Genomic DNA, 16350 nt, shown 5'->3' on the forward strand with positions numbered 1-16350 from the left:
ACCTGTTTTGATCCACAGACCAAGGAGGCATTCATGCATCCGTCACTGCCTGACGCGCGGCGCGCGCATCCCATCACCCTGCCCAGCGGGACACCCCATCGCGGCACGGTTTTTCTGAACAATGTGATAAATCACCCCCGGATCAGTGTAGGGGATTACAGCTATGCCTCGGACTTTGACCCACCGCCACCCGACGGCTGGGCGGCGCGTTTGGCACCCTATCAGTTTGACTTTGCGCAGGATTACCTGCGAATCGGTGCATTCTGCCAGATTGCCCACGGCGCACGCTTTGTTGGCGCATCGGCCAATCACGACACCCGCAGCCTGACCACCTTTCCATTTCCGGTTTTTGATCCATCCACCATGCTTGGCTACCAGCCCGACACCCGTGATACGATCGTCGGCAACGATGTCTGGCTGGGATACAATGCATTGATAATGGCGGGGGCGCGAATCGGTAACGGAGTCATAGTTGGCGCCGGCTCAGTGGTGCGCGGCGTGATCCCGGACTATGCAGTGGTTGCCGGGAATCCCGCCCGCGTGGTGCGAATGCGCTTTTCCGACACGGAAATCGCCACGCTGAACCAGATCGCATGGTGGAACTGGCCCGCACACAGATTGTCCGACGCCATCGCTGCGTTGCAGAGCAATGATATCGACGCATTGACGGCCCTGGCCTAACGCGATCCTCATACGGCGTAGAAACGGGGGCCACCTGTCAAAGGCGGCGCCCGCGCGTAATCAATGTCCGCCCAGAATCCCGGTACGCACGCCATAATTGACGGCCAGTGCGTAATCCGGGTCATCGTCACTGTCGATCACAAGGTGCCCGGCCTTCTTTAACAGGCGGTGGCAATCGCGCGACAGATGACGCAACTGCACCCGTTTGCCCTGCGCCTCGTATTTTGTTGCCAGTGCTTCGATCGCTTGAAGTGCAGATTGATCCACCACCCGGCTGTCGGCAAAGTCGACAATCACTGTCTGCGGATCCTCTTCGGGATTAAAGAGTTCCGAAAAACCTTCGGCCGAGCCAAAGAACAGCGGTCCCTGGATCTGATAAACCTTGGCCCCTTCAGGCGTGGCATAGGTTTTGGCGTGGATGCGGCGGGCGTTGTTCCACGCATAAGCGAGCGCCGAGACGATGACGCCGACAACCACGGCAACGGCCAGGTCTTCGAGCACAGTCACAACCGTGACCAGAAGGATCACAAAGGCATCCATTTTGGGCACCCGCGCCAGAATGGTCAGCGAATTCCACGCGAATGTACCGATCACCACCATGAACATCACGCCGACCAATGCGGCCAGCGGGATCAGTTCGATCATTGGTGAGGCGAACAAGATAAAGGTCAGCAGAAACAGTGCCGCTGCGATGCCAGCCACCCGCGTCCGGCCGCCGGATTTCACGTTGATCATCGACTGCCCGATCATCGCGCAACCGCCCATACCGCCAAAAAACCCGGTGACGGTGTTCGCGATGCCCTGCGCCACACATTCCTGCGACGCGCCACCGCGCGTACCGGTCATTTCCCCCACCAGATTCAGCGTCAGCAGCGATTCAATCAGTCCGATCGCCGCAAGGATCACCGCATATGGCAGGACAATCTGGAAGGTCTCAAAATTGAGCGGCACCGTCGGGATGTGAAACGCCGGCAGTCCGCCCTGAATCGAAGCAAGATCGCCAACGCGCGGCACGTCGATGCCAAAGCCGATCACAATAGCCGCGACGATCCCGATACCCGCCAGCGGCGCAGGCACCACGCGGGTGAATTTCGGCAACGCCCAGATGATCGCCATGGTCAGCGCCACCAGCCCGAGCATAAGGGCAAGCGGCATCCCGGACAGCCATTCACCGCCGCCAACGCCATGGCCGGTCTCGACCATCGTCCCGGGCACCTTGAACTGCGACATCTGCGCCAGAAAAATCACAATCGCCAGTCCGTTGACAAAACCCAGCATCACCGGATGCGGCACCAGTCGGATAAATTTACCCCAGCCCAGCGCCCCTGCCGAGATCTGCAACAGCCCCATCAGCACCACCGTCGCAAACAGGTATTCCACCCCATGCTGCGCCACGAGTGCCACCATGACCACCGCCAGTGCCCCCGTCGCGCCCGAGATCATCCCCGGTCGCCCGCCGATCAGCGCTGTGATCAGCCCCACCAGAAACGCCGCATACAGACCGACCAGCGGATGCACCCCCGCGACAAAGGCAAATGCCACCGCTTCGGGCACCAGCGCGAGCGCCACAGTCAAGCCCGACAGCAGTTCGATCCGCAGGCGGGCGGGTGTCAACCGTTCAGTCGGAATCAGGTTCATTTCGGGCAATGTGAGGCGTTTGGCGAAATTCGCCAGGCTGGTCTTTGGCAAGATCGAAGATCCTTTTAAGGCTTTTGCGCATTTTGGCGTTTGCACGCTGATACTGCAGCGCAGCATAAATTGCCACCCTCGCAGACAAGGACGTAGGGTTGAGCCGCGCTCATAGCAGGTTCTGCGCGAAAGGCACGGGATTCCTGTGTAGCCTATCCGTTGCGCGATGTCGCCGTTGCGCGCACGGTCGCACCAGCGTTGCGCAATGCCTGCGCGCGGGGCACATTTGCTGCAACGCAACATAGGAGAACCCGATGGCAGACACAATTTTGGGCGTGATCGGCGGGTCAGGCGTCTACGAGATCGGCGGGCTGAAAGACGCGGAATGGATCACCGTCGACAGCCCCTGGGGTGCGCCTTCGGATCAGCTTCTTACCGGGACGCTGGACGGCGTAGCGATGGTGTTTCTGCCCCGACACGGACGCGGCCATGTACACAGCCCCAGCACCGTGCCGTACCGCGCAAATATTGACGCGCTGAAACGTCTGGGGGTGACGGACGTGATCTCAGTTTCTGCATGCGGGTCTTTCCGCGAAGACATGGCGCCGGGCGATTTCGTCGTGGTGGATCAGTTCATAGATCGAACCTTTGCACGCGATAAATCCTTTTTCGGTACTGGCTGCGTGGCGCATGTGTCGGTGGCACACCCCACCTGCCCGCGACTGGGGGCCGCCTGTCGGGATGCCGGGCGTGCAGTGGGAATCACGATGCATGATGGTGGCACGTATCTGGCGATGGAGGGGCCGCAGTTTTCAACCTTGGCAGAGTCGCGCATGTACCGCGACCAATGGCGCGCCGATGTGATCGGCATGACAAACATGCCCGAAGCCAAACTCGCCCGCGAGGCCGAGCTTTGTTACGCCAGCGTCGCAATGATCACCGATTATGATTGCTGGCACCCGGATCACGACGCGGTAGAAGTCTCTGATATCATCCGGGTCCTGACCGGAAACGCAGATAAGGCCAGGAACCTTGTGCGGCGTCTGCCCGCCTTGCTTGGCGGTGATCGCGCACCCTGCCCACAAGGCTGCGACCGGGCCCTGGACCACGCGCTTATCACTCACCCCGAAGCCCGCGACATGGCATTGCTGCGGCGGCTTGATGCGGTGGCCGGTCGGGTGCTGCACGAGACGTGACCGCGTCGGCCTCAAGTCTTGACCCATCCCAAGCAGGCGCTAACGTCACTGGCGGGTCAGGGGAGTATACCATGCAGCCACCGCGCAAAGAGGTACGGGATTACATTCGCACCATTGTCGATTTCCCGCACGAGGGGATTCTCTTTCGCGATGTCACCACGCTTTTCGCGGATCCGCGCGGGTTCAGGATGGCCATTGACCAGTTGCTGACCCCCTATGCCGGGCTGCGGTTCGACAAGGTTGTGGGACTTGAGGCGCGGGGATTTATCCTTGGCGGGGCAGTCGCACATCAGCTCAGCGTGGGGTTTGTCCCGATCCGCAAAAAGGGCAAGCTGCCCGGCGCGGTAATTTCAGAGGAATACACCTTGGAATACGGGGCTGCCGTGGTCGAGATCCACGATGACGCGATCCTGCCCGGCGAGAGGGTGTTGTTGGTTGACGATCTGCTTGCCACCGGCGGCACGGCTAAGGCAGGTATCCAGCTTGTCGAACGGCTGGGCGGTGTAATTATCGGCTGCGCCTTTATCGTCGACCTGCCCGATCTGGGCGGACGCAAGCGTCTCGAGGACATGGGAATGGAGGTGCATGCGCTTTGTGCTTTTGACGGCCAGCAATCTTTGGCGCAACGCCACCCTAATGCCGACATCGCCTGCCTGAGCGCTAGGGCGCGCGGATTACATCGCGCCAGCCGTCTTCGTCCACGGCGCGCAACCGTTCAAGCGCGGCTTCTGCATCGGCGCGGATCTCGACGCGACTGGCGGCTTTGACCTCGCGGACCCCGGCGACCAGTTCATCAATCTCTGGCAGCGGCGTATTGGTGGCGACAGACAGCGCCTGCAACGCCTCAAGGATTTTTCCAAGTTGCTTGCCGTAGCTTGCAACCTCGGTTTGCACCTTTAATTCGATTTCCGGAATGCCCTTGATATCCGGTGAAAAGAAACGCGGCACGATCTCTTGTGTCACATCGCCGGAAAATGGCGCGCGAAACATTGGGGCCCAAACATCAAATGGTGTGATCATTGCAAAACTCCCTGTTCTGAATACTGGGAAGTTTCGCTGCGACGCGGCATCCTGTCAAACGCGCCCGCCATAGTTGTGCGCAGACAATCGCGCCCGATCCCGTTCGACGGGGCCAATGCCTGAAAAACAAGCACAAAATGCCGGATCAGACCTGAAACACGTCCGCCCAATCCGGATGCCGTTTGCGCTGTGCATTGACAAACGGGCAAAGCGGCACGATCCGAAATCCTTCGGCGTGAGCATCCGCGACCAGCCTTTCGACCAGCCGCAGCCCGGCCCCGGTACCACGCATCGCGTCGGGTACGCCGGTATGATCCGCGATCACCAAGGTGGGCGAGGTGATAGAGTAGGTCAGCTCGGCCTCTGCCCCGCCCTCGCGCAGGACATAACGGCCATGACTTCCATCAACCTCACGCGTGATCTCAGACAATTGTCGCCTCGGTCGCAGCGCGCAATTCCTCTTCGCTCACACCGTCGGCGCATTCGACGATTTTCAACCCGCCTTCGACCACGTCCAGCACCCCCATATTGGTGATGATCCGGTCAACGACACCCGTTCCCGTCAGTGGCAGGGTACACGCCTTGAGCACCTTGGATTCACCGTGCTTATTGGCGTGGTCCATGACCACCACGACGCGCTGCACGCCGGCCACGAGGTCCATCGCGCCGCCCATGCCTTTGACCAGCTTGCCGGGGATCATCCAGTTCGCCAGATCGCCGTTTTCCGCCACTTCCATCGCGCCAAGAATCGCCATGGCGATCTTGCCGCCACGGATCATCCCGAACGAAGTCGCAGAGTCGAAATAGGCCGTGTGCGGCAGTTCGGTGATGGTCTGTTTGCCGGCGTTGATCAGGTCAGGGTCCTCGTCGCCCTCATAGGGAAACGGCCCCATGCCGAGCATACCGTTTTCCGATTGCAGCGTCACTTCGACGCCCTCGGGGATGTAGTTCGACACCAGCGTCGGAATGCCGATGCCAAGGTTCACATACGTTCCGTCCTGCAGTTCCTGTGCCGCGCGGGCGGCCATCTGGTTGCGGTCCCAAGCCATGATTCATGCCCTCCGTTATGCCGCGGGGCGCGGGCGCGTGGTGCGCTGTTCGATGCGTTTCTCGTGATCACCCTGGATGATGCGATGCACGTAGACGCCGGGAAGGTGAATATTGTCAGGGTCGAGTTGTCCGGGTTCGACGATTTCTTCGACCTCGACGACGCAGACCTTGCCGCACATAGCGGCAGGCGGGTTGAAGTTGCGGGCCGTCTTGCGGAACAGCAGGTTGCCGGTGGTGTCGGCCTTCCACGCCTTGACGATGGACACATCGGCAAAAAGGCCGGTTTCCATGATGAACGTCTCGCCGTTGAAATCCTTGTGTTCCTTGCCATCGGCGATCTGGGTGCCGACACCAGTCTTGGTGTAAAAGCCCGGAATGCCACAGCCGCCCGCACGCATCCGTTCGGCCAGCGTGCCCTGCGGATTGAACTCCAGTTCCAGTTCGCCCCCCAGATACTGACGCATGAATTCCTTGTTCTCGCCGACATAAGACGAGATCATCTTTTTCACCTGTTTGGTCTGCAACAGTATGCCGATGCCAAAATCGTCCACGCCCGCGTTGTTCGACGCAAAGGTCAAATCCTTGGTTCCGGCCTCTTTGATCGCCTGCAACAGCAATTCCGGTATCCCGCTGAGGCCAAAGCCGCCCGCCGCGATGAACATGCCGTCGAACAGCAGGCCATCCAGGGCCTCTGCCGCCGATCCGTAGACTTTCTTCATGGAAATCTCCTGACCTGATTGCACGATTTGTGGCGCGCAGCGGGCCAAGAGTCAACGCGACCTCCCGCCGTGAGCCCCGAAAATTCTGCGCAGCAGCATTTCCGGACGCTCCGGCGGAAAGCCCATTCGTTCGACTGGTCAGCGTCAGATCATCCGCACCTGGGTTCCGATCGGCGTGATCTGGAACAGCTCCTCGATCTTCGCATTGTAAAGCCCGATACACCCATCCGAGGACGGTCGGCCAATCTTGCGCGTGTCATGGGTGCCGTGGATCAGATAGGCGGGCCAGTCCAAATACATTGCATGAGTGCCCAGCGGATTGTCCGGCCCCGGCGGCATATATTTCCAATCAGGAAAGCGTTCGCGCTGTGACTGCGTCGGCGTCCAGTCCGGTCCGACCTTCTTGCGCACAATTTTTGTATACCCGCGACGGGTCAACTCATCGGTCTTGGGCACCGAGGTCGGGTAGATGCGATAATCGCTGCCATCTGCATTCCAGTAGTGCAGCGCACGGCTGGCGGTGTCGCAAACAATCGCGCCCTTGCCCAGACTGTCAAAGTGATCGCGCCAGTCCTGGCTGACAAAACTAGAAATATTGTGACGCGCAACGCCCGAATTTGCCATGGCCCAAGCCGGGATCAGCGATGCCGCAATCCCTGTAACCAGCGTGCGACGGGTAATATTTGAGGACATTTCTATGCCTGCCTTTCTGCTCGACTTGTCAGGTCGCAGACTGGCGCGTCCAAGATCGGGAGGCCAATCACATTCCATTTCCAAAATGTGATCGGCAGAAATATCACATATCTGACGCCCTAGCCGATGTCGTCGGCACTGGGCGTCTTGTCTGATGCCTTAGGCGCCTCTGGCTTTTTGGTCGCCGTCTTTGTTGCGGCTGCCTTGGTCGCCGCAGCTTTGGTCGCGGGCTTTTTCGCAGCGGGTTTCTTGGCAGCTGGCTTTTTCGCGGCGGCCTTTTTGGCCGGTGCTTTTTTGGCCGGGGCCTTCTTGCCAGATTTACTGGCCTTTTCGGCGATCAACGCCACCGCGACCTCCATTGTCACATCTTCGGGTTGGGTGTCCTTGGGCAGGGTCGCATTGACCTTTTCCCATTTGACATAGGCCCCATAGCGCCCCTCCATGATCGAGACCGCGCCACCGTCCGGGTGATCGCCCATCTCGCGCAACGCCTTGGCCGCTGTGCCGCGCCGCCCCGGGTTGGCCCGCTTTTCGGCCAGTAACTCCACGGCCCGGTTCATGCCGATGTCAAAAACATCCGCCGGATCCTTGAGATTGGCATAAACCGGTTTGGCGTCGTCAGGCAGTTGGTGCTGGAGGTACGGGCCGAACCGGCCAAAGTTCGACCGGATTTCCCCGCCTTCGGGATGCATCCCGACGGAGCGTGGCAGCGACAACAGCGTCACCGCCTTTTCCAACGTCATCTCTTCCTTGTTCCAACCGCGCGGCAGCGACGACCGTTTGGGTTTCTTGATCTCCGGTGTGACTTCGCCGCGCTGAACATAGGGGCCGAAACGCCCCGATTTCAGCCAGATCTCGTCTCCGGCATCCTCGCCCAGCAATTTCTCCTCACCGTCTGCCCCCTCACCCGCGATAGGACGGGTATATGTGCATTCCGGGTAGTTGCCGCAGCCGACAAACCCACCAGAGCGCGAGGTTTTGAGGTGCAACTGCCCCAGCCCGCATTTCGGGCAGACCCGCGGATCAGTGCCATCCTCGCGCGGCGGATACAGCTGTGGCGCAAGGGCTGCGTCGAGCACATCCAGCACTTCGGTAATGCGCAATTCGGAAGTTTCGGAAATTGCTACCGAAAAGTCCTTCCAGAAATTGGCAAGCACGTCCTTGTAATTCGCTTCGCCTGCACTGACGTGATCCAGATCATCCTCAAGTGCAGCGGTAAAATCGTATTCAATGTAGCGCTTGAAGAAGTTCAGCAGAAAGATCGTGACGATCCGACCCTTGTCCTCGGGGAATAGACGGTTCTTGTCCTTGCGGACATATTCGCGGTCCTGAATCGTCGTGATCACTGAGGCATAGGTCGACGGACGCCCGATGCCCAGCTCTTCCATCTTTTTGACCAGCGTCGCCTCGGTATAGCGCGGCGGCGGCTGGGTGAAACTTTGCAGCGCCAGAACGGCATTGTTGGTGGACAGCACCGCAGAGGGGCTCTTGTCTTGCTCGACCACATCGTCGTCCTTGGTGGTCGCCTTAGCGAACTGTTCTTTCAGTCCGGATTTGGCAAAGGCAGCAGGCTCACCCTGGCTGATCTGTGGCAGACGGTTTTCATCCTCATCGCCGACATCGTCGCGCCCTTCCTCATAAACCTTGAGGAAACCATCGAACAGCACAACCTGCCCTGTGGCGCGCAATTCAACCTGACCGTCGCGCGATCCAATGTCGACCGTGGTGCGTTCCAGACGCGCGCTCTCCATCTGACAGGCAAGGGTCCGCTTCCAGATCAGATCATACAGCTTGCGCTGATCAGCATCCGACAGTTTCAGCGCTGCCGCATCTTTGGTCATATCGGTCGGGCGGATACATTCATGCGCTTCCTGCGCGTTCTTCGCCTTATTCTTGTAGATCCGTGGGCTGGGCGGCACATATTCGGCGCCATACCGGTCCTTGATCGCGCCGCGCGCCTCTTGAACGGCCTCGGGGGCCATGTCGATGCCATCAGTCCGCATATAGGTGATGTGCCCGGCCTCGTAGAGCCGCTGCGCAGAGCCCATGCACATCTTGGCACCCATACCGAACTTGCGGCTCGCCTCTTGCTGGAGGGTCGAGGTCATAAATGGGGCAGACGGATTGCGCGACGCCGGTTTCGCCTCGACCGACTGGACGGTCAGATCGCGCGAGGTGACGGCCTGCACAGCAATTTCCGCCTGAGTCCGGTTCGCCAGATCGTAGCGGTCCAGCTTTTTACCCGCGAGCACCGTCAGACGCGCCTCGTATTCCTGACCGCGCGGCGTGGAAAACAGTGCCTTGACCGACCAGTATTCGCGGTTGTTGAACGCTTCAATCTCCATCTCGCGCTCGACGATCAAACGCAGACAGACGGACTGCACCCGCCCTGCAGAACGCGCGCCGGGCAACTTGCGCCACAGCACCGGTGACAGATTGAAACCGACGAGATAATCCAGAGCGCGGCGGGCGAGATAAGCCTCGACCAGCGGCGCGTCGATATCGCGCGGGTTTTTCATCGCCTCGGTCACAGCGGCCTTGGTGATCGCGTTAAACGTAACGCGGCTGACGGCGGTGTCTTTCTTGATCGAGCGGCGCTTTGTCAGTGCCTCTTGCAGATGCCAACTGATCGCCTCACCCTCACGATCGGGGTCAGTTGCAAGGATCAGGGCGTTGTCCTTGGCCAGCGCGTCAGCAATCGCTTTCATGTGCTTCTTGGAGTCGTTTCCGATCTCCCAGATCATCTCGAATCCGTTTTCGGTGTCGACCGATCCGTCCTTGGGCGGCAGGTCACGGACATGCCCGTATGACGCCAGAACGGTGTAATCAGAACCCAGATACTTGTTGATAGTCTTGGCTTTGGCCGGGGATTCGACAACAACAACTGGCATGAAAATAGCACCTTTCGGGGTTTCGTCTGGCTCGCGTATGGCGTTCCGGCATGTGGGGTGCAAGGGGGAATTGTCAATGCACAAGGCCGGAACGTCTGGTGCCGCCCCCTGCGTCGGGCTAGAATCCGGGCAGATCGGAATGGGGGGCAAAATGCGAATTCTTGCGATATTTCTAGGCGCTTGGATGCCGGTCGCGGCGCTGGCGTGGACTGAACCGGCGCGCGGCACTGACTTGCGCGCAGATTTGATGGACGCGCTGCGGCCACATGCGGAATGGCAATTGGGCGCGCCGCTGGTCTTTGTTGTCCACGATCTGCGTGTCGACGGTGACGTGGGATTCGCCAGCATGTCAGCCGTGCGTCCCGGCGGAGCCGAGATTGATCTGCGGCGCACGCCTGCTTATGCGCGCGGGATGCTGGACCCCGAATATATGGACGGTGCGTCATTTCAGGTGCTCTACCGCCGGTCGGGCCGGGTCTGGGTCGCAGAGCACTGGGTATTAGGGGCGACAGACGTTTGGTGGTCCGATCCCGCGTTTTGCCCCACCTGGCGCGCGGTGATCGCCGAGGTCTGCCGCTGAGCGATCAGGTCGCGTATCTTGCATCCATTCGTAGCGCGGGCATTGTTGGGTCGCTTGGCCAATTTGCCACCTCTCGGACTGAGCGTATCAGAAACGCCCCGCTGACACCTGCCTGAATAGAGCAGGCCACTATACTCAGCATTCGGAAACGCCATGGATACAACAATCTTATGCGTAGCCGAACGGCCATCCGCCAGATCATCAAGCGGTAAAAGCGGGCGTCTGTTGCCGATTGCACAACGGACTTGCAAGATGATGGCACCCTCACTGGAACGCCCTGTCTCATCAAGCCCATCCTCAATTCACCCGGCGAGCGAGATCATACCACCTGGCTGACGCCGGATACGGCCCTCGAGTTCAAGATCAATCAGGACGGGTGAGACGTCGCGCGACGAACCTCCCACATCGCGGATCAGCTGGTCCTCGGCCAAAGGCGATGGCCCCAACCGTGCGAGGATCTGACTGTGCAGCGCGGCGGTATCGCGTAACAACCGCCGCTCTGGTCGGCTGTCCGGCACATCGCCCAGCGCCAGTTGCGGCTGAACCGGGCCGGCCACGCGCAAGCTCAGCAATTCCAGTACATCCTCGGCCCCGCGCACCAGATGCGCCCCGTCGCGGATCAACATGTTACAGCCCGACGCACGGGCGTCAAAGGGATGGCCCGGCACGGCCAGCACCTCGCGACCCTGGTCAAGTGCATAGCGCGCAGTGATAAGAGAGCCGGATTTGGCGGCCGCCTCGACCACCACCACCGCCTGCGCGAGACCCGAGATAATGCGGTTGCGCGCGGGAAAATGCCGCGCCTGCGGTTGCAAGCCTACAGGCTGTTCTGACAGACGCACACCGCCACAGGCAACGATATCCTCGCCCAGCCTGGTATTTTCGGCTGGGTAAATCAGATCGACCCCGCCGCCCATCACTGCAACAGTTCCGGTGCTTAGGGTCGCCACATGTGCCGCGGTATCGACCCCGCGCGCAAGGCCCGAGACCACTGTAATCCCAGCTTCGCCGAGTCCAGATGCTAGCGCCCGTGCCATCCGGGTCCCAAGGGACGACGCGTTGCGCGCCCCCACGAGCGCCACCATCGGTCGCGTCAAACAGGCGATATCGCCCATGACCCAGAGAATTGGCGGTGGCTGGGCGATTTCGTTCAAACCAACAGGGTAGTCAGGCTCGCCCCGACAAATCATGCGGGCGCGGGCGTTGCGTGCCGCGCGCATTTCGCCACGAACAACGCCTTCGGGGCAAATGGCATAGTCAGTGACACCCGCCGCCGCCGCCACCTGGGGCAGCGCTGTCAGCGCCGCCCGCGCCGATCCGTGATCACACAACAGGCGGTAAAAGGTGCTGACGCCGACCCGGCGAGAGCGCAAGAGACGGAGCCAATCAAACCGTTCATCTTCCGAGGTGGGTGGGAGTAGGGGGTGATTGGAAGAGTGGGTATCCTCGGTCATCCTGGCTCCGTCGCTTGCAGGGGAATCTTTAGCGCACGGGTGGTTAATGGATGGTGAAGACAACCGCCTTCCCGTTCGGAAAAACCGCCGGGGCGGGCAAAGCCCTTAGCCCTGCGCGCCGCCGACTGTCAGTCCGCCGATCATCAGGGTCGGCTGCCCCACGCCGACTGGCACCCACTGGCCCTGCTTGCCGCAATTTCCCATCCCGGGATCGAGCGCCATGTCGTTGCCCAGCGCCCGGATCTGTTTGAGCGCCGTTGCACCATCACCGATCAGGGTCGCACCCTTGACTGGCGCGCCAACTTTGCCGTTCTGGACACGATATGCCTCGGTGCAGGAGAAAACGAATTTCCCATTGGTGATATCCACCTGCCCGCCGCCAAAGCCCACGGCATAGATCCCGTCCTTGAGGTCCGCGACGATGTCCTGCGGGTCTGACGTGCCGCCCAGCATATAGGTGTTGGTCATCCGGGGCATCGGCGTATGGGCATAGGATTCGCGCCGTCCGTTGCCGGTGGGCGTCACACCCATCAACCGCGCATTCTGACGGTCCTGCATGAAGCCGACCAGAATGCCGTCCTCGATCAGTACATTCTTACCCGAAGGCGTGCCTTCGTCATCGACCGTGATCGACCCGCGTCGGTCGGGAATTGTGCCATCGTCCAGCACAGTCACACCCCGCGCGGCGACTTGTTGCCCCATCAGCCCTGCAAAGGCGGAACTGCCCTTGCGGTTGAAATCCCCTTCCAGCCCGTGGCCCACTGCCTCGTGCAGCAGTATTCCTGGCCAGCCGGGGCCAAGCACGATGTCCATGACGCCCGCAGGCGCAGGTTCGGCCCGCAGATTCACGAGCGCAACGCGCAGCGCCTCGCGCGCCTTGGACTGCCAGTCCTGCGGATCCAGCAATCCATCAAGCGTCACCCGACCGCCACCGCCGCTGGTGCCGGATTCGCGGCGGCCCTGATCTTCGACAATCACCGACACGTTGACCCGTGTCATCGGGCGCACATCCGTCACCAGCGAATCGTCGGCGCGCAGAATCGCCACCTCTTGCAGCGACGCCGCGATGGTGGCTGTGACCTGAACGACACGGCTGTCCAGGTCGCGTGCAAAGGCATCGATCTCGCGCAGCGTCTCGACTTTGACCGGAAAGGCCGCGCCCGCAATCGGATCAGCATCAGTATAAAGCGTGCGGTTGGTGCGCACGGGTGCATCGGCCAATGTGCCGCCCCCCTCACCCACCGCCAGGCGCGCGGTCTCGGACGCGCGCTTGAGCGACGATTCGCTGATTTCTGTCGAATGCGCATAGCCTGCCACCTCGCCGCGCACAGCTCGCAGTCCGAATCCCTCTGAGGCATCGTAGCTTGCGGTTTTGATGCGGCCATCGTCGAACATCAGCACTTCGGAGCGACGACGCTCTAGAAACAGCTCACCATCATCGGCACCGGAAAGCGCAGTTTGCAGTTGCGACAGCGCGCGAACGCGGTCCAGCGTGGTGTCAAAGGGGCGGAAGGGGGCATCGCTCATCTGGGGTCCTGTCTGGTCGTCCGGGGGCCAAAGGCCGGGTCCGGAGGGGCTCGTGTCACATTTTTTGGCAAAAAGTCGCATCAAGCGTCTGTTTGCCGCAAGCAACTTTCTTTATCTGTCTCTCAGAATATGGTTTTAAGCGTCAGCAACACAATGGGGTACGCCTTTCGGCCAGTTGGCCAATCGGGTATTGCCTGACGCACAACAGATCAAACGCCACAACCGACCAGGGTGAAACATGAAACTCAAAACGATGCTGACGGGCCTTCTGAGCGCCCTCGCCGCCGGACCGGCTCTCGCTCAGGACGGGCTTGAGATTATCGGCCATCCCAAGGATGGGGCGACTGGGTTCCAGCCAGCGGCAACAGAACTGGCCCGCGACATTCACTGGCTCGACGGCATGGTGAACGTGATCATGATTGCGATCGTGATTTTTGTGACCGGACTGATGATCTATTGCATCGTGCGTTATAATCAAAAATCCAACGACAAGCCCGCGTCCTTTACCCACCACACTCCGATCGAGATTGCCTGGACCATCGTGCCCATCGTGATTCTGGTATTTATCGGCGCCTTCTCTCTGCCGGTGCTGTTCAAGCAGCAGGAAATCCCGACCGCCGACATCACCATCAAGGCAACCGGCTACCAGTGGTACTGGGGCTACGAATATGTCGATCACGAATTTGCCTTTGACAGCTACATGATCGGCTCTCCTGCAACTGGCGGTGAAAACCGCATCAGCCCCGAGGTCGAGAAAATGCTGACCGAGGCTGGCTATTCCAGGGATGAATGGCTGCTGGCAACAGATACCGCAGTTGTGGTGCCGGTGAATAAGACCATCGTGATGCAGGTGACCGGCGCGGACGTGATCCACAGCTGGACCATCCCGGCATTCGGCGTCAAACAGGATGCCGTCCCCGGGCGTCTGGCCGAACTGTGGTTCAAGGCCGAAAAAGAAGGTATCTACTTTGGCCAGTGTTCGGAACTTTGCGGCCAGTCGCACGCCTTCATGCCGATTACCGTCAAGGTCGTCAGCGAAGAGGCCTATCAACAATGGCTGGAGGACGCGATCGAGGAATATGCCGGCACGCCGCTCGGCTACGACGTAGCGTCAAAATAATGCTGCGGGGGTGCCATATGCGCACCCCACCTCCCGTCCGGGTCACACCTTCGGACTTAGCACATCGGACCAAATGACATGAGCGACACCAGCATCCAGACAACAGGCTATGAGGGCGAGGCGCAGTTTGGCGATTACTTTGCCCTGCTCAAGCCGCGGGTGATGACGCTTGTGGTCTTTACCGCCCTTGTTGGACTGCTGGCCGCTCCGGTGCCGGTACATCCCTTTGTCGGTTTTTGCGCGATCTTGTTCATCGCAGTCGGTGGTGGTGCCTCGGGCGCGTTGAACATGTGGTGGGACGCGGATATCGACGCTGTGATGACGCGCACCCTTCGGCGTCCGATCCCATCGGGCAAGGTCACGGGCGACGAAGCCCTGGCCATCGGGCTGGTGCTGTCGGTATTTGCAGTTGTGTTCCTTGGGCTGGCGACCAACTGGGTTGCGGCCGGGCTGCTTGCCTTTACCATCTTCTTTTACGTGGTGGTCTACACCATGTGGCTGAAACGCTGGACGCCGCAGAACATCGTGATCGGCGGCGCGGCTGGCGCGTTTCCTCCGATGATAGGCTGGGCGGCGGCAACAGGCGGCATTTCGCCAGAATCGATTCTGATGTTCTGCCTGACCTTCATGTGGACTCCACCGCATTTCTGGGCGCTAGCCCTGTTCATGCGCAAGGATTACGACCACGCTGGTGTGCCGATGCTGACCGTGACGCATGGCCGCCGGTCAACGCGCAATCATATCCTAGTCTACACGATCCTGCTGGCTGCGTTGACCATTGTGACCGCCTTTACCGGCGTCGGCGGCCCCGTTTATCTGGCCGTGGCGCTGGTGCTGAACGCATTGTTCCTTAAGGGGGCCTATGACATCTGGCGCCGGGACGAAAACGCATCCGAGGCCGATAACTTCAAGGTTGAAAGGGCGTTCTTCAAGCTGTCGCTGCTGTATCTTTTCGCCCATTTCGGCGCGATCCTGATCGAGGCCGGGTTGACTCGCTTTGGTCTGGGCGGTTGGGGCCTTGTGGGGATCGGCGCATGAGCTTGGGCAAACAACACGAAATTCACCGCCGCCGCTTTAGCCGCAATCTGGGCGTCGGCCTGACGCTGGGGGCGTTCATGTTGGTGATCTTTGGCCTGACCATCGTCAAAGTGTCGCGCGGCGATTATGAGCCAACCCGCGCCCCCGCCGCGCAGGAGCAGAATTGATGGCAATGGACCCCAACAAGAAGACCGCTGCCACCGCCGCCGGTGTTGTGCTTCTGATGGGTGGCCTCGCCTGGGCCTCGGTGCCTTTTTACAGCTGGTTCTGCCAGGTCACCGGCTTTGGTGGTGTCACGCAAGTGGCCGAGGGAACCAGCAACACCATCCTCGATCGTGAAATAACCATCCGGTTCGACGCCACAACCGACAGCGCCATGCCGTGGGAATTCAAACCGGTGCAACGCCAGATGACGCTGCGCATCGGCGAAGATGCGCTGGCCTTTTACGAGGCTTACAACCCCACTGATCACCCCATCGCGGGGCAGGCCACCTACAACGTCGCCCCCTACGAGGCCGGCGGGTTTTTCAACAAGATCCAGTGCTTTTGCTTTACCGAGCAGGTTCTCATGCCGGGCGAACGGGTGCAGATGCCTGTGAACTTCTTTGTCGATCCCGAGATGGTCAATGACCGCGACGCGAAATATATCAACCACATCACCCTGTCCTACACCTTTTATCAGATTGATCTGCCCCAAGAGACGCAGGCCGCTCTGGACAAGGCCGAGGACAACGAGACAGACGTAAATTAAA

Annotated in this window: 16 protein-coding genes and 1 pseudogene; 8 read left to right on the forward strand and 9 right to left on the reverse strand. The window is 60.2% G+C overall.

What is annotated here, in order from left to right:
• Nucleotides 1-33: 33 nt before the first annotated feature.
• Nucleotides 34-681 carry a CatB-related O-acetyltransferase gene (locus IMCC21224_RS15580; RefSeq protein ID WP_047996117.1) on the forward strand — a complete coding sequence of 216 codons (648 nt, stop codon included), beginning with the start codon at nt 34-36 and terminating at the stop codon, nt 679-681.
• A 60-nt stretch (nt 682-741) separates the two neighbouring features.
• On the opposite strand, the gene IMCC21224_RS15585 is transcribed toward IMCC21224_RS15580, so the two are convergent.
• Nucleotides 742-2319 carry a SulP family inorganic anion transporter gene (locus IMCC21224_RS15585; RefSeq protein ID WP_369796046.1) on the reverse strand — a complete coding sequence of 526 codons (1578 nt, stop codon included), beginning with the start codon at nt 2317-2319 and terminating at the stop codon, nt 742-744.
• Between the two features lie 305 nt (nt 2320-2624).
• Here IMCC21224_RS15585 and IMCC21224_RS15590 point away from each other — a divergent pair, with 305 nt between their 5' ends.
• Nucleotides 2625-3506, forward strand: coding sequence for an S-methyl-5'-thioadenosine phosphorylase (locus IMCC21224_RS15590; protein ID WP_047996119.1), 882 nt, complete (start codon nt 2625-2627; stop codon nt 3504-3506).
• A gap of 71 nt (nt 3507-3577) precedes the next feature.
• Nucleotides 3578-4114 (forward strand): annotated as a pseudogene (locus tag IMCC21224_RS27210) (adenine phosphoribosyltransferase); the annotation flags it as partial.
• A gap of 52 nt (nt 4115-4166) precedes the next feature.
• Here IMCC21224_RS27210 and IMCC21224_RS26590 read toward each other — a convergent pair.
• The 6 genes from IMCC21224_RS26590 to topA form a co-directional block, all read right to left on the reverse strand.
• Nucleotides 4167-4526, reverse strand: a complete 360-nt coding sequence (locus IMCC21224_RS26590) for a hypothetical protein (RefSeq protein WP_053079003.1) — start codon at nt 4524-4526, stop codon at nt 4167-4169.
• A gap of 145 nt (nt 4527-4671) precedes the next feature.
• Nucleotides 4672-4956, reverse strand: a complete 285-nt coding sequence (locus IMCC21224_RS15605) for a GNAT family N-acetyltransferase (protein WP_047996121.1) — start codon at nt 4954-4956, stop codon at nt 4672-4674.
• On the reverse strand, nt 4949-5575 hold the full coding sequence (locus IMCC21224_RS15610; RefSeq protein WP_047996122.1) for a 3-oxoacid CoA-transferase subunit B: 627 nt from the start codon (nt 5573-5575) through the stop codon (nt 4949-4951). The genes IMCC21224_RS15605 and IMCC21224_RS15610 overlap by 8 nt, the downstream gene beginning before the upstream one ends.
• Nucleotides 5576-5590: 15 nt before the next feature.
• A complete protein-coding gene (locus IMCC21224_RS15615) occupies nt 5591-6295 on the reverse strand; it encodes a CoA transferase subunit A (RefSeq protein WP_047996123.1) in 705 nt (234 codons plus the stop codon).
• Nucleotides 6296-6439: 144 nt separating this feature from the next.
• Entirely contained in the window at nt 6440-6988 is a 549-nt protein-coding gene (locus IMCC21224_RS15620; RefSeq protein ID WP_047996124.1) for a L,D-transpeptidase, read from the reverse strand.
• A 119-nt stretch (nt 6989-7107) separates the two neighbouring features.
• Entirely contained in the window at nt 7108-9879 is a 2772-nt protein-coding gene (topA, locus tag IMCC21224_RS15625; RefSeq protein WP_047996125.1) for a type I DNA topoisomerase, read from the reverse strand.
• Between the two features lie 76 nt (nt 9880-9955).
• Here topA and IMCC21224_RS15630 point away from each other — a divergent pair, with 76 nt between their 5' ends.
• Nucleotides 9956-10459 carry a hypothetical protein gene (locus tag IMCC21224_RS15630; RefSeq protein ID WP_156178305.1) on the forward strand — a complete coding sequence of 168 codons (504 nt, stop codon included), beginning with the start codon at nt 9956-9958 and terminating at the stop codon, nt 10457-10459.
• A 302-nt stretch (nt 10460-10761) separates the two neighbouring features.
• On the opposite strand, the gene dprA is transcribed toward IMCC21224_RS15630, so the two are convergent.
• Entirely contained in the window at nt 10762-11913 is a 1152-nt protein-coding gene (gene dprA / locus IMCC21224_RS15635) for a DNA-processing protein DprA (RefSeq protein ID WP_047996126.1), read from the reverse strand.
• 105 nt (nt 11914-12018) lie between these two features.
• Entirely contained in the window at nt 12019-13440 is a 1422-nt protein-coding gene (gene tldD, locus IMCC21224_RS15640; protein WP_047996127.1) for a metalloprotease TldD, read from the reverse strand.
• A 238-nt stretch (nt 13441-13678) separates the two neighbouring features.
• Here tldD and coxB point away from each other — a divergent pair, with 238 nt between their 5' ends.
• The 4 genes from coxB (at nt 13679) to IMCC21224_RS15655 (ending at nt 16349) form a co-directional block, all read left to right on the forward strand.
• The gene (coxB, locus tag IMCC21224_RS15645) at nt 13679-14560 is read left to right on the forward strand and encodes a cytochrome c oxidase subunit II (protein ID WP_047996128.1); all 882 of its coding nucleotides are present in this window, start codon (nt 13679-13681) and stop codon (nt 14558-14560) included.
• A 78-nt stretch (nt 14561-14638) separates the two neighbouring features.
• Nucleotides 14639-15598 carry a heme o synthase gene (cyoE, locus tag IMCC21224_RS15650; protein ID WP_047996129.1) on the forward strand — a complete coding sequence of 320 codons (960 nt, stop codon included), beginning with the start codon at nt 14639-14641 and terminating at the stop codon, nt 15596-15598.
• Nucleotides 15595-15765 carry a hypothetical protein gene (locus IMCC21224_RS28230; RefSeq protein ID WP_197089212.1) on the forward strand — a complete coding sequence of 57 codons (171 nt, stop codon included), beginning with the start codon at nt 15595-15597 and terminating at the stop codon, nt 15763-15765. Before cyoE ends, IMCC21224_RS28230 begins: the two co-directional genes overlap by 4 nt.
• Nucleotides 15765-16349 (forward strand): cytochrome c oxidase assembly protein, encoded by a 585-nt coding sequence (locus IMCC21224_RS15655; protein ID WP_047996130.1) that lies wholly within the window; start codon nt 15765-15767, stop codon nt 16347-16349. Before IMCC21224_RS28230 ends, IMCC21224_RS15655 begins: the two co-directional genes overlap by 1 nt.
• The last annotated feature ends 1 nt before the right edge of the window (nt 16350 follow it).

The organism is Puniceibacterium sp. IMCC21224, assembly GCF_001038505.1.
In the GTDB taxonomy this organism is placed as follows: Bacteria; Pseudomonadota; Alphaproteobacteria; order Rhodobacterales; family Rhodobacteraceae; genus Puniceibacterium.

What these genes read in the sequence shown, in the direction of transcription:
- coxB (WP_047996128.1), top strand. Translation starts at nt 13,679, where the DNA reads ATGAAACTCAAAACGATGCTGACGGGCCTTCTGAGCGCCCTCGCCGCC.
- IMCC21224_RS15590 (WP_047996119.1), top strand. Translation starts at nt 2,625, where the DNA reads ATGGCAGACACAATTTTGGGCGTGATCGGCGGGTCAGGCGTCTACGAG.
- IMCC21224_RS15630 (WP_156178305.1), top strand. Translation starts at nt 9,956, where the DNA reads ATGCACAAGGCCGGAACGTCTGGTGCCGCCCCCTGCGTCGGGCTAGAA.
- tldD (WP_047996127.1), bottom strand. Translation starts at nt 13,440, where the DNA reads ATGAGCGATGCCCCCTTCCGCCCCTTTGACACCACGCTGGACCGCGTT.
- IMCC21224_RS15615 (WP_047996123.1), bottom strand. Translation starts at nt 6,295, where the DNA reads ATGAAGAAAGTCTACGGATCGGCGGCAGAGGCCCTGGATGGCCTGCTG.
- IMCC21224_RS15610 (WP_047996122.1), bottom strand. Translation starts at nt 5,575, where the DNA reads ATGGCTTGGGACCGCAACCAGATGGCCGCCCGCGCGGCACAGGAACTG.
- topA (WP_047996125.1), bottom strand. Translation starts at nt 9,879, where the DNA reads ATGCCAGTTGTTGTTGTCGAATCCCCGGCCAAAGCCAAGACTATCAAC.
- IMCC21224_RS28230 (WP_197089212.1), top strand. Translation starts at nt 15,595, where the DNA reads ATGAGCTTGGGCAAACAACACGAAATTCACCGCCGCCGCTTTAGCCGC.
- IMCC21224_RS15655 (WP_047996130.1), top strand. Translation starts at nt 15,765, where the DNA reads ATGGCAATGGACCCCAACAAGAAGACCGCTGCCACCGCCGCCGGTGTT.
- IMCC21224_RS15585 (WP_369796046.1), bottom strand. Translation starts at nt 2,319, where the DNA reads ATGAACCTGATTCCGACTGAACGGTTGACACCCGCCCGCCTGCGGATC.
- cyoE (WP_047996129.1), top strand. Translation starts at nt 14,639, where the DNA reads ATGAGCGACACCAGCATCCAGACAACAGGCTATGAGGGCGAGGCGCAG.
- IMCC21224_RS26590 (WP_053079003.1), bottom strand. Translation starts at nt 4,526, where the DNA reads ATGATCACACCATTTGATGTTTGGGCCCCAATGTTTCGCGCGCCATTT.
- IMCC21224_RS15580 (WP_047996117.1), top strand. Translation starts at nt 34, where the DNA reads ATGCATCCGTCACTGCCTGACGCGCGGCGCGCGCATCCCATCACCCTG.
- dprA (WP_047996126.1), bottom strand. Translation starts at nt 11,913, where the DNA reads ATGACCGAGGATACCCACTCTTCCAATCACCCCCTACTCCCACCCACC.
- IMCC21224_RS15620 (WP_047996124.1), bottom strand. Translation starts at nt 6,988, where the DNA reads ATGTCCTCAAATATTACCCGTCGCACGCTGGTTACAGGGATTGCGGCA.